We start from the raw sequence: 14,487 nt of genomic DNA on the forward strand, positions 1-14,487 counted from the left end.
GCCGGTCCAGCGCGTCGCGGCATCCCCGAGCACGGCCGCGCCGCCCGGTCCGGTACGCCAGGCACCCGGAATCCGACCCGTTCCGGAGATGCCCGGCGCCGGTCCGGTGGCCTCCCCTCGCCACCCCGTCGAGAGGGGGGCCACCGGGTCCGTCGCCGTTCCCGCACCCGCGCCACCGGTGCAGCGCCGGGAGGCGGCACTGCCACCGCCTCCGCCTTCGCCTCCGCCGAAAGCGCCGTCTCCTTCACCCGCGCCTTCACCCGCGCAATCGACCTCGCAGCAGCAGGGCCGGGCAGGGGGACGGCCGGACGACGCCGAGCTGGACGAGCTCGCCCGGCGCCTGATCGGGCCGCTCTCGCGGTTGCTGCGGGCGGAGTTGCGGACGGACCGGGAGCGGGTCGGGCGATTGCGCGACCTGCGGACCTACTGAACGGAATGCGATGACGATGAAGAAGAAGGATCCCGGCTCGACGCTGTACTTCAAGCTGACGATCGACGGGGAGAGCCTGGGGAACTTCAACGGATGCGAGGGGCTCGCCGCCCAGGTGGACATCGAACAGCGGGAGGAGGGCGGCAACAACGGGTACGTGTGGCAGCTGCCGTCCCGTGTCAGGCACTCCAACGTCCGGTTGACCAGGCCGATCAACCAGGAGACGACCCGGGTGATGGCCTGGATCTCCTCGGTGACGACCGGGATCCGCCGGCCGACGGCGCAGATCGAGGCGCTGCGGGCGGACGGGTCGCTGGTCGCCCGGTGGGGGCTGCTGGACGTGGTGCCGGTGAGCTGGACGGGACCGACGCTCGATCCCGCGAGCCCCGCGGTGGCGACCGAGGTGCTGGAGATCGCGCACCACGGGTTCACGGGCTGATGGCGGGCAAGGCGAGTCATGTCCGGGCGTCGCTCAGCATCCACAACCCGCCGGCGGGGGACGGGACGCGGCCGGGCGGGCTGATGAAGAAGATCAGGTTTCAGTTCAATCCGGCGCAGCTGGAGCTGTCCAAGTCGGCCAACTGGCGCTACAGCCCCGCGGTCGCGACCCGGGCCGGGGCCCAGGTGGAGTTCCTGGGGAGCGAGCAGCAGGGCCTCAATCTGGAGATCTTCCTCGACGCCTCGGACCGTCCGGGGCACATCAGGGTCCGCGACGAGGTGGAGGCGCTGTTCTCGTGTCTGCGGCCGGCGCCGTCCAGCCTGCCGGACCGGGGGTCGCCACCCTGGGTGATCTTCGAGTGGGGCGAGTTCACCACCGTGCGGTTCGTCGCGTACGTGCGGCAGGTGAGCGCGTCCTACACGCTGTTCAGCTCCACCGGGGCTCCGGTGCGCGCGGTCTGCCAGGTGTCGCTGGAGGAGATCCCGCAGGACACGCCCGGACAGAACCCGACCTCGGGGGCGCTCACCGCGCGCAGCGTCCACCGGCTGGTGGCGGGTGACACGTTGCAGTCCCTGGCCTGGCTGGAGTACGGCGACGCGACGGAGTGGCGGGTGATCGCCGAGGCCAACGGGATCGACGACCCGATGCGGCTCGCGCCGGGGCGGGAGCTGCTGCTGCCGGCCGCCGAGGACGTTCGGGGATAAGGGGAGCACATGTCGAAGGGGACCTACACCAACCAGCTCAAGGTGACGATCGACGGTCGTCCGCTGGCGAACGAGCTGAAGAAGAAGCTGATCGAGGCGTGGGTGGACACTAGCGTGAACGTGCCCTCCTCCTTCCAGCTGACCTTCCGGGATCCGGGCCGGCGGGCACTGGCGGCGATGCGGGTGAAGATCGGCTCAAAGGTCGAGCTGCGCGCGCAGGCCAGTGGCAGGGACGGGGGCAAGCCGCTGCTCACCGGGGAGGTCACCGCGCTGGAGGCCGACTTCGACGGGACCGGGAAGTTCAGTGTCGTGCGGGGCCACGATCCGGGGCACCGGCTGCTGCGCACCCGCCGGGTCAAGGGCTACCAGCAGATGACCGCCTCCGACATCGCCAGGATTCTGGCGCGGCAGAACGGGCTGAAGATCGGCCGGATCGACAAGACCCGGACGGTGTACGAGATGATCACCCAGCCGAACGTCACCGACGGGGAGTTCCTGACCAGGCTGGCCAGGGAGAACGGCGTCGAGGTCTACTTCTCCGACGACGGGGCGTTCCAGTTCGTCGACCCGAAGCCGGCGTCGGGCGCCCCGGGCAAGGGCGCCACGGCCGCGTCCAGCCCGTACGTCCTGCAGTTCGGGGTCAACCTGCTGCGCTGCCGGATGGGGGTGACCGCCTCCGACCAGGTGCGCGAGGTACAGGTGCGGGGCTGGGACGTTCAGCGCAAGAAGGCGATGGTCGCGCGGAGTCCGGCCGTCTCCAATCCCGAACTGGAGATCGGGTTGGCCAGCGGGGCGGCGACCAAACCGTTCGGGACGGCCAAGCTGGTCGGGACCGACGTCCCGTACGACACCAACGCTCAGGTCGAGGAGGCCGCGGCATCGCTCGCCGCCGATGTGAGCGGCGCGTTCGCCGAGCTGGAGGCCGAGGTGCGCGGCGACCCGAAGCTGCGGCCCGGGCTACCGGTCGCGGTGAACAAGGTCGGCCAGCCCTTCGAGGGCAAGTACACCGTCACCACCGCCCGGCACGTGTTCATGGCCGGTGACCGGTACGAGACGTGGCTGACGGTGTCCGGTCGCCAGCACCGCTCGCTGTTCGGGCTGGCCTCCGGAGGCGGGGCGCCCGCCGCACCCAAGATGCACGGGGTGGTGACCGCGGTCGTCACCGACATCCAGGACCCGCAGCGGCAGGGACGCGTCAAGCTGACCTTCCCCTGGCTGGACCAGAACTACGTCAGTGACTGGGCACGGGTCGTGCAGTACGGCGGGGTCCGCGGCGGCGGGCTTTTCATGCCCGACGTGCGGGACGAGGTGCTGGTGGCGTTCGACCGCGGCGCCCTCGACCACCCCTATGTCATCGGTGGCCTGTACAACGGCCGCGACAAGCTTCCCAGGTACCAGCGGATGCCGCTGGTCGGGCCGAGCGGGCGGGTCAACTGGCGCAGCGTGGCCTCGCGTACCGGCAACAGGATCGAACTGGTGGACGCGCCCGGCCGGCGGGGCGTCACGGTCTCCAGCGGCGACGACCGGATGTCCATCGAGCTACAGCAGACCGGCACCCGGCTCACCATCGACAGCAACGGCTCCGTGGAGATCTCCGGTACCCGCGCGGTGACGCTCCGGGGCGCCGTGGTGACGGTCAACGCCGGTACGCGGCTCGCCGTCCAGGCGCCGAGTATCGGGCTCGCGGGGGCGAACATCGCGCTGACGGCGGCGAACGTCACGGTCACCGGGATGTTGGAGGTCCTCGGCAAGGCCAACGTCACCGGGGTGCTCACGCAGAACCACATGCCGGTCATGATCGTGCCGGCGTGAGCGAGGAGAGGTCATGGGGGAACAGTTCGTCGGCGCGGGCTGGGGGTTCCCGATGCGGGTCACCGCGTCGGGCGGGATCGTGCTGGTCACCGGGGAACGGGAGATCGAGGAGGCGATACGGCTGGTGCTGGTCACGGCGCCGGGCGAGCGCCCGACCCGGCCCGAGTTCGGCTGCGCGATCCACGACCTGGTGTTCGCGCCCGTCAACGAGGAGACCGCCGGCCGCATCGCCTACGAGGTGCGCGCGAGCCTGGACCGCTGGGAGCCGCGCATCGAGGTCTCCGACGTGCGGGTGAGCGTGTCCCCCGACGACGGCACGGTGCTGTTCATCGACGTCCGCTACGAGATCCGCGGTACCAACAACCCGCGCAACCTCGTCTTCCCGTTCTATGTGATCCCGTCGCACGACGACCCGTCCCCCGAGAGCGAAGCCTGATGCCCCTGCCCGCGCCCAACCTCGACGACCGGCGGTTCCAGCAGTTCGTGGACGACGCCAAGCGCTACATCCAGCAGCGCTGCCCGGAGTGGACCGACCACAACGTCTCCGACCCCGGCGTGACGCTGATCGAGGCCGTCGCGCACATGGTCGACCAGCTCGTCTACCGGCTGAACCGGGTGCCGGAGAAGAACTACGTGACGTTCCTGGAACTGCTCGGCATCACGCTGCTGCCGCCCGCCGCCGCCCGCACGGACGTGACGTTCTGGCTGTCGGCGCCGCAGGAGGAGGACGTGTGGCTGCCCACCGGTGTGGAGATCGCCACCCAGCGCACCGAGCAGGAAGAGGCCGTCGTCTTCACCACCGCGCGGGACCTGCGGATCGTGCCGTGCGAGCTGACCGGGATCGCCGTGCAGGCCGAGGGCGGGCCGCCGGTCGACCACACCGCCGACCTGGGGGCCGAGAAGGACTTCGCCTGCTTCTCCGCCGCGCCCCGGCCGGGGGACGTGCTGGCGATCGGGCTGTCGGCGGCGGTTCCGTCGTGCGCGGTGCTGATCCAGGTGGACAGCCGGGTCGACGGTGTCGGCGTCGACCCCCGCCAGCCGCCGCTGCTCTGGGAGGCGTGGACCAGCGAGGGCTGGGGGGAGTGCGAGGTCGCCTCCGACGGCACCGGCGGCCTGAACCGGCCCGGGGAGGTGGTCCTGCACGTCCCGGGCGGGCACGTGATGTCCCGTATCGGCCTCCAGGAGGCCGGATGGCTGCGCTGCCGCGTGACCGAGGCCAGGCCAGGCCAACCCTTCTACTCTGTGTCGCCGACCGTCCGAGCGGCCGAGGCCGCCACCATCGGCGGCACGACCGGCGCGGTTCACGCCGAGATGATCCAGGACGACGTCCTCGGTGAGGCCGCGGGCGTCCCGGGGGAGCGGTTCCGGACCGAGTACGCCCCCGTGGTGGCCGGGAACCCGCCGCTCATGCTGGAGTCCTCCGACGGTGAGGGCTGGCAGCGGTGGGAGGTGGTCGACCACTTCGCCGCGTCCGGGCCCGCCGACCCTCATTTCCGGCTCGACGCGGCGACCGGCGAGATCTCGTTCGGGCCCGCGGTCCGCACCCCGGACGGACTGCTTCGGCAGCACGGCGCCGTGCCGGGCAAGGGGGCGGTGGTGCGGGCGAGCCGCTACCGGACGGGCGGCGGCCGCATCGGCAACGTGGCGCGCGGGGCGCTGAGCGTCCTGCGCACCTCGATCCCCTTCGTCGCGCGGGTGGAGAACCGGGAGGCCGCCCGCGGCGGGGTCGACGCCGAGACCCTGGAGGAGGCCAAGCGGCGGGCCCCGGTCGCGCTGCGCGCCCAGGACCGGGCGGTGACGGCGCGCGACTACGAGGAACTGGCCCGCCGTGCCGCACCGGACACCGCCCGGATCCGCTGCCTGCCCGTCGACGAGGCGGGCGCGGGGGCGGTGCGGGTCCTGGTGGTGCCGCAGGCGGTGGCCGACCCGGGCGGGCGGCTGCGGTTCGAGCAGCTCGTGCCCGGCGACGACCTGCTCCGCCGCGTCACCCGCTATCTGGACGAGCGGCGCCCGATCGGTATCCGGCTGGCGGTGGGCCCGCCGTTCTACCAGGGCGTCACGGTCGTCTCCACCCTGCACGCGTTCGTCGGCGCCGAGGCCGAGCGGGTCCGCCTCGCCGCGCTGGACGCCCTGCACGCCCATCTCGATCCGCTGACCGGCGGCGCGGACGGCCGGGGCTGGCCGTTCGGGCGGCCCCTCCAGGCGGGCGAGGTCTTCGCCGTGCTCCAGCGGGTGCCGGGGGTGGAGCTCGTCGACGAGGTGCGGCTGCACGCCGCCGACCCGCTGACCGGCAAACGCGGCGACGCGGTGGAGCGGATCGACCTGGACGCCTCCGCGCTGGTGTTCTCCTACGACCACAAGGTCCGGGTGCTGGGAGGCGCGTCATGAGAGGCGCCGTCGACGGGCTGCTCTCACCGCACCCGCTCGGCCCGCAACTGCCCTCGGTGTTCGCGGAGGACGACCTCGCCCAGCGGTACGTGGCCGGTCTCGACGACCTGTTCGCCCCGCTGCTGTCGGCGCTGGACTGTCTGGAGGCGTACTTCTCGCCGTGGCTGGCCCCGGCCGACTTCGTCGGCTGGCTGGCCGACTGGGTCGGCGCGGAGCTGCACGGTGACGAGCCCGAGGCGCAGGCCCGCGGCGCGGTCGCGTCCGCGACGGCCCTGCACCGGCTGCGGGGCACCCCCCGCGGTCTGGCCACGGCCGTCCATCTGGCTTTCGGTGTGACGCCCGAGATCGCCGAGAGCGGCGGCGCGGCCTGGTCGGAGCGGCCGCTGGGCACGTTCCCGGGCGAGCCGGAGCCCCGCCTGGAGGTGACCCTCAGAGTCCCCGACCCGTCGGCGGTGGACGTGCGGCGGCTGGACGCCCTGGTCGCCGCCGCCCGTCCCGCCCACGTCCCCTACATCGTGCACGTCGTCGAGAAAGGAGCGGGGCAGTGACCTCCGCTGGAACCTGCGCGGACTGCGGGGCCACCGATCAGAGCGGGTCGTTCTGCGACCGCTGCGGCGCGGTGCTGAGCTGGGTACAGCCCGAAGCCCCGGCCCAGCCCGCACCGCCCGCGCACACCGAGCGGCCCCCCGCGCACGCCGAGCCACCTGCGCACACCGAGCCGCCAGAGCCGCCGCCCGCACACACCGAGCGGCCGCCCGCGGCCTCCCCCCGCCCCCGGACGGCCGCGCGGGACGTCCCGTCCGCTGCCGCGCGGCCGCAACAGCCGCCCGCGCGGGATGAGCGGGCCCGGCGGCTGCTGGTCCCGGTGGCGCCGGAGAGCGACACCCGCGTCGCGCCCCAGGGCCCCACGCCGGTGTTGCCCGGCCGTCCCGAGGCCGCCCGCCCCCGCATGCGTGCGATCGAGCGCCCGGACTGGTCCGGCGGCGTCCCCTGCCCCTGGTGCGACACCCCGAACCCGCCCGACCGGCATTTCTGCCGCCAATGCGCGATGCGCCTGGCGGCCGCGGACAAGAACGGCTCCCGTACCCGGACCTGGTGGCAGCGGATCTTCGAGGGCGGCCGGGACCGGGAGGCGCCCTGGGCGGGCGACCGGCCGAGGCTGCGCCGCGCCCCCGGCCGCATGCTGAGTCTCGTGGTGCTGTCCCTGCTGGGCGTGTCATTGCTCTGGACGGTCATCGTGAAGGCGGACGACGTGGGCAACGGCATCGTCGACCACTTCGTCAGGCGGGTGCCCGTGACGTCCAACACGGCGAAGGCGTCGCATTCCGACCCCAAGCACGGAGCCGGGCTCGCCTTCGACGGGCTGAGCGACACCTTCTGGGGCACCGGCTACGGCGGCGGTGGCCAGGGCGTCTTCCTGGAGGCGTCCTTCATCCAGCCCCGCCGCCTCCTCAACGTGATCATCACCCCGGGGATCTCGAAGCAACCGGACCGGTACGCCACCCAGGCCCGCCCCCAGATCCTGGACGCCACCGTCTTCTCCTCTGACGACACGACCAGGACCACCGAACTGCAACTCGACGACGCCCCGGGCCCGCAGAAACTCAAACTCCGCGGAAACAACGTCGTCCGGGTCCGCCTCACCATCCGCTCCGCCTACGGCGCCGCCCCCAACCGCCAGGTCTGCATAGCCGAAGTCGAGTTCTTCACCCGAGCCAAGATCAAAACCCTCTGAGCTCCAGCCCCGGGTGTCGCTGCACCGCCTGCCGCGCACAACCCCGATTGCTCGGAGATGGGCAAGATGGTCGACTCCACGTGCCTGATCACGGTGAATGCCCTTCGCCGGATTCATCGCACGAGGTGGTGAATTACCAAGCTGACGTGATAAGCAACTCTCAGTGGAGTTGGCCATTGCGCGCTCCGCCGGATCTCGGGGGGTGGTTCTGCTGGCCTGCGATGAGGGGAGCGGCCCGAAAGGTGAACCGGGTCAGCCCGTGGGTGGGGGCCAAGACGTTCGACGAGCAGGATCGGGGCCGCTTCTTCGGCCGTCAGCATGAGATCCGCGAGCTGGTGGATCGGTGGCGGCGGAACCGGCTGACCATCCTGGCCGGTGAAGCGGGGGTGGGGAAGACCTCCCTGCTGCGGGCCGGGGTCGTCCGGCGCCTGAACGACGACGGGGTCAGGGTCCTGCCGATCGGGGACGTCGGGGACGGCACCGTGCCGAGACCCCCGGCCCCCGCGGTGGCGGACTGCAATCCCTACGTCATGGGTCTGCTGTTGTCCTGGCAACGGAATGAACCGCCTCACAGCGGAAGCCTGGGAATGGTCGAGTTCCTGCGCTGCCAGGAGCAGTACGGTCCCGCCGGCGCGGCCGTACCGACGCTGGTGGCTGTCGACCAGTTCCATCACGTCCTGTCCGGACCAGAGCGCCGGGAGTTCCTGGAGGAACTCGCGAAGGCCGCGGCGGCTGCGCCGAACGTCCACCTGCTGGTCTCGGTGCGGATCGCGGAACTGGCCGACCTCGGCCCGGTCCGCGACGTCCTCGGGCACACAGATCCCTACGTGCTCGGACCCCTTGATCGGGACGGCGCGCTCGACGCCGTCGTGCTGCCGACCGTCGGCTCCGCGGTGGGCTTCGCCTCTGGAGTGGCCGGCCGGTTGGTGGACGCACTCGCCGAACCGGCGGTCGAGCCACTGCTGCTGCAGATCACCCTCCAGGCGCTCTGGGGGGAACTGTCCCCGGAGGACGCGACGATCTCCGCTGGGCAACTGCCCGAGCCGGAACTGGCCTTGGCGGCGTACTGCGTTCCGGTGCTGGACGGCATCACCGGCGAGCACGGCATGCAGACGTGCGAGGTCGGCACGTGGATGCGCCGGACCTTCGTCGACGCCGGTGACGGGGCCCGCACCGTGTCGCAGGCGGCCGCACGCGCCGAGATGCCGGATTCGGTGCTCCGGGCCCTGGAGAACCGCTACCTGATCAAGGTCGGCGAGACCGGCTTCGACCTGCGCTTTCCGCTCATGGCCAGGGCTCTGCGCCGGATCCTGGACGTCCGGGAACCGGTCGTTCCACCGGATCCGCAGGACAGCCTGATGGCCGCGCGGCTGGCGATGTCCGCGGACGACCTGCCGATGGCGACCCGCCATGCCCAGGCGGCGCTGCGGAGCGGCGGCCCGGAACGCCGGATCTCGGCCGAGGCGCGGTCGCTGCTGGGTGACATCGCCTTTCACCGGCGGCAGTTGGAGGACGCCGAGGAGCACTACCGGGTGGCCGCCGAGGAGTATGCCTATGTCGGTGACCTCCCCCAGACCGGACGCCTGCTCGCCGCCATCGGGCGCCTGCTGCTTGAGCAGGGCGACCACCAAGGGGCGATGGAGAAGCTGAGCACCGCCGCCTACCGGGCGCCCGCGGATCCGCTCGTGCAGATCGGGCTGGCCAGGGCATTCTGGGCCACCGGCTCGACGCAGTCCGCGCTCACCGCCCTGGACGACGTGCTCAGGCAGAGCGGTCCGGGCAATGTCGAAGCCCGCCGGCTGCGCGGCGAGTTACGGGCGGACCTCGGGCAGGCCCAGCCCGCCCTGGACGATCTGGCGCACGTCGACGGGCGGGCGCCGGCCGCCCAGCGGGCCGCGCGGATGCTCGCCCTGGCCATGCACGCCGGCGGCGGACCGGGCGACCTGCTGGAAGAGCTGGACGAGATCGTCGCGTCCGCGCCCCGGAGCGGTCCGGTCCTGCTCCGCGCCGCCCGGGCGTGGGTGCTCTTCGGTGACGCCGCCCAAGCCGCCGAACTGGCCGTCCGGGCCCGGGCAGCGGCGGATCCGCCGCTGCCCGGGCACCAGCAGGCGCTGGTCGAGACCCTGATCACCGGTCAGTGATCTCGTGGTTGTCACGGGCATTGCGGATGTCGCGGTAAGTGGTGAGCGCCGCGATGTAGAGGGTGGCGACCGCCCCCGCCGCCGCGGCCACCGCGGGCCGCTGGCTGAGCAGGAACACCCCGGCCGGGGCCGCCCCGGACGCCGCGACGGCACCGAGCGTCCAGAGCCGTTTGGACCGGCGCCTCGCCGGGGTCACCGTCGGCTCCGGGCCCTGTGGCTCCCGCGCCTTCGGAGAGGACTGCGACGCGGGCTCGGCGGACGCCGTCTCGACGGTCCGGCTCGGCCCGTCGACCTCCGGCTGAGCGGCGCGGCCGGCGGCCGGCTCGGCGCGCCGCGGCGGGGCGGCCCTCTCGGGGATGTCGATGCCGCAGGGGAACAGGTCCCGCTCCGGGCGTGTCACAGAGCTGGATGGGGCGGGCCGCCGTGATTCGGGTGAAGGTCGCGTGGCCATCTGTGTCTCCTGACGTGGTGATCGGGCTCGACTTCACCCTTGATCTGGAGAAGGGGTGTCCGGCGTCACGTAGAGCGCCGGGCACAGGTCAGCGCGCCTGTGCATCAGGACAAATGGCGGACGTCCGGTGTCCGGGCCTGGACGGAGGCGTGATGGCGAGATGGGCCGAACTCCGCGGCGAGTACGTGGAGCCTCGGGAGCTCGCGCAGTGCCTGCGGAACATCGTCGATCAGTATCAGCTGTCGGTGCGGCAGCTCGAACAGCGCATGCCGTACTCGAAGTCGGTCATCTCCGAACGGATGTCCGGGGAGAGGCGGCCGGCCTGGAAGTTCGTCGAGGCCCTGACCAAGGCATGCGCCGGGGGCGACGCCGAGGCCAGGGCTCGGCTGAACGCCAGGGCCCGGGAGAAGTGGGAGGCGGCCGACCCGACCCGGCTGACGCCTGTGGCCGAGGACGTCCCCGTCGCGGCGGACATCGATCAGCTGGTGAAGCGGATCGTGGAGGGGCTCCGGGAGCCGTCGCCAGACCAGGCGCAACCCGCCGGGGGGCGGCCCTTCCTAGGAGCCATCGGTCCTTTCGAGGGCCCCGTCCCGGAGCGCAACCCGTACTTCACCGGCCGGACCGGGCTGCTGGACCGGCTGTCCGCGGGGTTCTCCACTGGCCGGGTGCAGGTGGTGTATGGCCTGCTAGGCGTGGGCAAGACTCAGCTCGCGGTGGAGTACGCGCGTGGTCCGGGCTCCGGCTACGACCTGGTGGCGTGGATTCCGGCCGGTGAGCCGTCGCTGGCGGGCTCATCGCTGGCCGCACTCGCGTCCCGGCTCGGCCTGGAGTTCTCCGGCTCCATGCACATCATGAAAGCGGCACGGGCGGTACTGGCGGCGTTGCGGGACGGCGCGTTCGACGGGCGCTGGCTTTTGGTGTTCGACAACGCCGGCCACGTCACCGACGAACTCCTGAAGCTCATCCCCCGTGGCCGCGGCCACGTCCTCATCACCTCGCGAGACCCCGCCTGGTCCGTCGCCGACGGGGTCGGCGGGGCCGTCGAGGTCGAGGGCTTCAGCCGGGCCGAGAGCACCGAGTTCTTCGAGCGGCGGCTGCGCCAGGGACTGGACGAGCGGCGCTACGACGCCGCCGACGCGGACCGGCTGGCCGAGGCGTTGGGGGACCTGCCGCTCGGCCTGGAACAGGCGGCGACGCTCCTCGATCGGTTCCCGCGGCTGCGCATCGCCGACTACCTGGTCCGGTTGTCGCGCGAGCCCGGTCGAGCGCTGAACGTAGCCGCTCCGGCCGGCTACCCGGTGACCCTCAAGATCGCCTGGGGCCTGGCGGCCAACAAGCTCGGCACCCGCTCGCCGGAGGCGATCAACCTGCTACGGCACTGCGCGCGCAGCCCGGTCGACCCGGTCCCGATCCCGGGCGCGGATTCGGCCGAGTCCGCGACGGAATCCGGCGCGGAGCTGACCGCCCTGCTGGCCGACCGGTTCGGGGCCGTCGAGGAGCTGGGACGGTCCGGGCTGGCCTACGTCGACGACGACGCCATCCGGGTGCACCCGCTGGTCCGCGCGCTGGTCCTGGAAGAACTGTCCGGTCCGGCGGCCGGCGTCGAGGCGGTCCGTGAGACATGACGCCAGACTTGCTCCAAGCATGCCCAAATTGCAATTGCCGACCGGTGGCCCGAGGGGGCGTGTCATCATCAACCCTGACCGGACCATGGGGGGACTCCCACCGCCCAGCGCTGCGTGCGGAACCCATCGTGGAGGTTGGTTTGGCCTTGGACCCTGGAGCCGAGGCTGCGCCGGAGGGGCCTGGGTGGCCCGCGTGGCTGGACGTCCGGGCGCTCCTTGAGGACGGCTGGCGACCGACGCCGTTCCGCGAGTTCGTGATCAAAATTCATAGCAGATGCAACCTGGCCTGCACGTACTGCTACATGTACGAGATGGCCGACCAGAGCTGGCGCAACCAGCCGCGCCGGATGTCGGCCGCGACGATCGACACGGTCGCCGCGCGCATCGCCGAGCACGTCGAGTCGAACGGGCTCTCCCGGATCGAAGCGATCCTTCACGGTGGCGAGCCGCTGCTCGCCGGGCGGGAAAGCCTGCGGCACGCCGTGACCGCGCTGCGGTCGGCGGTCGGCCCCGGCGTGACCGTGGGCGCCAGCCTCCAGACGAACGGGATCTTGCTGAATCCGGAGTTCCTGGACCTGTTCGCCGAGCTGGAGATGCGCGTGAGCGTCAGCCTGGACGGTGACGAGGAGGGCCACGATCGCCACCGGCTGACGGCGAACGGGACCGGCAGCTACCGCCGGGTGGTGGCCGGGCTGGAACAGCTGATGAAGCCGCGGTACCGGCATCTGTTCTCGGGACTCCTGAGCACCGTCGACTTACGCAATGATCCGGTTGCTACCTATGAGTCGATGCTGAAGTTCGGGCCACCGGCGGTGGACTTCCTGCTTCCACACGGCACGTGGGACAGCCCGCCCCCGGGGGCCGACGAAGCGGCCGCACCGTATGGCGACTGGCTCATCCAGATCTTCGACCGGTGGTACCGGGCGCCGTTCCGCGAGACGCGGATCCGGCTGTTCAACGAGATCATCCGGATGGCGTTCGGCCGTCCGTCACGGACGGAGGCGGTCGGCCTGTCGCCCGCCGCCACCGCGGTCGTCGAGACCAATGGCGCCATCGAGCAGGTGGATACACTCAAGGCCGCCTATGAGGGCGCGACCCGCACACCGCTGCACGTCTCGCGCGACAGCTTCGACGAGGCGCTGATGCTGCCGTCGTTCGCCGCCCGTCAGATCGGCCTGCGCGCCCTCTCCGAGCAATGCAAGAGTTGCGACCTGGTGCGGATCTGCGGCGGCGGGCTGTATCCGCACCGCTACCGTGCGAGCAGCGGCTTCGCCAACCCGAGCGTCTACTGCCGTGACCTGTTCCGGCTCATCTCGCACATCGTCACGACCGTGCGCCGGGACGTGGCCGCGCTGGGGAAGGAAGGGCGGCGTCGCACCGAGGACGATGGGCGGAAGGAAGGAACCGCGTGAGGGATCTGGCCCGGCACACCGTGCCCGATGAGGTTTTCCGTGAGATGGCGGCAGGCGGTGGCGGCGCTGAGGCCGTCGCGGTCCTCCAGGCGGCCCAGCAGAGCAAACGGCTCCTGCTCCTGCGCGGCGTGCGGGACCTCGCGATGCGGATCGACCCGGACACCGCCCGGCCGGTGAGGGAGTCGTACGATCTGCTCGCCTCGGTGCAGCGCGCCGACCCGGCGGCGGCGCGGGCGGTCCTCGGATACCCGACGATCGCCTCCTCGATGCTGCGGGCCGGGATGAACCTGTCCGGCGAGTCACCCGACCTGGATGACTGCGCCGATCGGCTGGGCGCGATCGCAGCCGCAGCCGCGGTCCGGGCCGGGTTTCCGGCCTCCGTCGAGCTTCCGGTGAACGAGGGCCGGATCGTCCTGCCGTCGCTGGGTGTGGCCACCGGTGCGGGGAGCGGTCGGGCCGTCGTCCGCTCGGGGCCGGCGGGCGCCTCGGTGGGCACAGTCCGCCTCCCGGCGACCCCGTACCAGGACGGGCCGGGCTGGACCGCCCTACCCTGCCTGGCCGCTGAACACGGGGGGGCGCGGGTCGCCTTCACGCTGGACGAGTGGGACCCCGATCGGATGCCCGGTGCCAACCTCGCCCATCGGCCGCTGACCAAGCAAGAGCTCGCGCACTGGCGGGCCACCTTGGTCTCGGCGTGGAAGCTGCTGGTCGACAGGCACCGCGCGGTGGCCGACGAGGTCCGGTCTCTGATCACCGCGCTGACCCCGCTCACCGCGCCGGTCGCGGGCGATGCCAGCGCGACGTCGAAGGAGGCCGTCGGGAACGTCGGGCTGTCCACTCCACGCGATGCCTCCGGGCTGGCCGTGACCCTGGCGCATGAGGTGCAGCACGTCAAGCTCACCGCGCTGATCGACATCGTCCCGCTCACGCTGCCGGACGATGGCCGCCGGTACTACGCCCCTTGGCGGGAAGATCCTCGTCCGCTCGCCGGGCTGATGCAGGGCGTCTACGCGCATCTGGGCATCGCTGGCTTCTGGAGAAGGGAGCGGTCCGCACAGGACGGCGATGCGGCCGGACGCGCGCAGGTCGAGTTCGCCCGCTGGCGGGCGGCCACCGCCCGTGCGATCACGACGCTGCGGGAAAGCGGGCGGCTCACCGAAGCCGGCGAGACGTTCGTCGCTGGGATGAACCGGACTCTCCAGGAATGGTGCGCCGAGCCCATCCCGGCAGAGGCCGAGGCGAAGGCCGCGGTCGCGGCTGACCGACACCTTGCGCGGTGGCGGGAGCGGACGCGCGGCGAGGCCGTCGCCGCGCCGTGATCAAGCGAATGCCCGCCTGCTCGAACCCGAA

The 14,487-nt window shown here is 72.1% G+C and carries 12 protein-coding genes; 11 read left to right on the top strand and 1 reads right to left on the bottom strand.

What is annotated here, in order from left to right; all coding sequences use genetic code 11:
• Positions 1–440: 440 nt before the first annotated feature.
• From AMA02S_RS28180 to AMA02S_RS28215, 8 genes are all read left to right on the top strand, one after another.
• On the top strand, positions 441–869 hold the full coding sequence (locus tag AMA02S_RS28180) for a phage tail protein (protein WP_218005142.1): 429 nt from the start codon (positions 441–443) through the stop codon (positions 867–869).
• Entirely contained in the window at positions 869–1,573 is a 705-nt protein-coding gene (locus tag AMA02S_RS28185) for a CIS tube protein (RefSeq protein WP_067463753.1), read from the top strand. Before AMA02S_RS28180 ends, AMA02S_RS28185 begins: the two co-directional genes overlap by 1 nt.
• A gap of 9 nt (positions 1,574–1,582) precedes the next feature.
• Positions 1,583–3,385 (top strand): VgrG-related protein, encoded by a 1,803-nt coding sequence (locus tag AMA02S_RS28190; protein ID WP_067463756.1) that lies wholly within the window; start codon positions 1,583–1,585, stop codon positions 3,383–3,385.
• A gap of 13 nt (positions 3,386–3,398) precedes the next feature.
• The gene (locus AMA02S_RS28195; RefSeq protein WP_067463759.1) at positions 3,399–3,821 is read left to right on the top strand and encodes a GPW/gp25 family protein; all 423 of its coding nucleotides are present in this window, start codon (positions 3,399–3,401) and stop codon (positions 3,819–3,821) included.
• On the top strand, positions 3,821–5,773 hold the full coding sequence (locus AMA02S_RS28200; protein WP_067463762.1) for a putative baseplate assembly protein: 1,953 nt from the start codon (positions 3,821–3,823) through the stop codon (positions 5,771–5,773). The genes AMA02S_RS28195 and AMA02S_RS28200 overlap by 1 nt, the downstream gene beginning before the upstream one ends.
• Positions 5,770–6,321: a phage tail protein gene (locus AMA02S_RS28205; protein WP_067463765.1), complete on the top strand. Its 552-nt coding sequence runs from the start codon at positions 5,770–5,772 to the stop codon at positions 6,319–6,321. Before AMA02S_RS28200 ends, AMA02S_RS28205 begins: the two co-directional genes overlap by 4 nt.
• Positions 6,318–7,508, top strand: coding sequence for an NADase-type glycan-binding domain-containing protein (locus AMA02S_RS28210; protein ID WP_067463768.1), 1,191 nt, complete (start codon positions 6,318–6,320; stop codon positions 7,506–7,508). Before AMA02S_RS28205 ends, AMA02S_RS28210 begins: the two co-directional genes overlap by 4 nt.
• A gap of 242 nt (positions 7,509–7,750) precedes the next feature.
• The gene (locus AMA02S_RS28215; protein WP_067463771.1) at positions 7,751–9,649 is read left to right on the top strand and encodes an ATP-binding protein; all 1,899 of its coding nucleotides are present in this window, start codon (positions 7,751–7,753) and stop codon (positions 9,647–9,649) included.
• On the opposite strand, the gene AMA02S_RS28220 is transcribed toward AMA02S_RS28215, so the two are convergent.
• Positions 9,636–10,049: a hypothetical protein gene (locus tag AMA02S_RS28220; RefSeq protein ID WP_067463774.1), complete on the bottom strand. Its 414-nt coding sequence runs from the start codon at positions 10,047–10,049 to the stop codon at positions 9,636–9,638. The two genes, AMA02S_RS28215 and AMA02S_RS28220, sit on opposite strands and share 14 nt — an antisense overlap.
• A 203-nt stretch (positions 10,050–10,252) precedes the next feature.
• Between AMA02S_RS28220 and AMA02S_RS28225 the strand changes: the two genes are divergently transcribed.
• From AMA02S_RS28225 to AMA02S_RS28235, 3 genes are all read left to right on the top strand, one after another.
• The gene (locus AMA02S_RS28225; RefSeq protein ID WP_157430871.1) at positions 10,253–11,725 is read left to right on the top strand and encodes a helix-turn-helix domain-containing protein; all 1,473 of its coding nucleotides are present in this window, start codon (positions 10,253–10,255) and stop codon (positions 11,723–11,725) included.
• 140 nt (positions 11,726–11,865) lie between these two features.
• Positions 11,866–13,137 carry an FxsB family cyclophane-forming radical SAM/SPASM peptide maturase gene (locus tag AMA02S_RS28230; protein ID WP_245667876.1) on the top strand — a complete coding sequence of 424 codons (1,272 nt, stop codon included), beginning with the start codon at positions 11,866–11,868 and terminating at the stop codon, positions 13,135–13,137.
• Entirely contained in the window at positions 13,134–14,456 is a 1,323-nt protein-coding gene (locus AMA02S_RS28235) for an HEXXH motif domain-containing protein (protein ID WP_245667877.1), read from the top strand. The genes AMA02S_RS28230 and AMA02S_RS28235 overlap by 4 nt, the downstream gene beginning before the upstream one ends.
• The last annotated feature ends 31 nt before the right edge of the window (positions 14,457–14,487 follow it).

The organism is Actinomadura macra NBRC 14102 (assembly GCF_001552215.1).
Lineage (GTDB): Bacteria > Actinomycetota > Actinomycetes > Streptosporangiales > Streptosporangiaceae > Spirillospora > Spirillospora macra.

Coding starts and splice junctions, on each gene's coding strand:
- AMA02S_RS28180 (WP_218005142.1), top strand. CDS start 441: ATGACGATGAAGAAGAAGGATCCCGGCTCGACGCTGTACTTCAAGCTG.
- AMA02S_RS28185 (WP_067463753.1), top strand. CDS start 869: ATGGCGGGCAAGGCGAGTCATGTCCGGGCGTCGCTCAGCATCCACAAC.
- AMA02S_RS28190 (WP_067463756.1), top strand. CDS start 1,583: ATGTCGAAGGGGACCTACACCAACCAGCTCAAGGTGACGATCGACGGT.
- AMA02S_RS28195 (WP_067463759.1), top strand. CDS start 3,399: ATGGGGGAACAGTTCGTCGGCGCGGGCTGGGGGTTCCCGATGCGGGTC.
- AMA02S_RS28200 (WP_067463762.1), top strand. CDS start 3,821: ATGCCCCTGCCCGCGCCCAACCTCGACGACCGGCGGTTCCAGCAGTTC.
- AMA02S_RS28205 (WP_067463765.1), top strand. CDS start 5,770: ATGAGAGGCGCCGTCGACGGGCTGCTCTCACCGCACCCGCTCGGCCCG.
- AMA02S_RS28225 (WP_157430871.1), top strand. CDS start 10,253: ATGGCGAGATGGGCCGAACTCCGCGGCGAGTACGTGGAGCCTCGGGAG.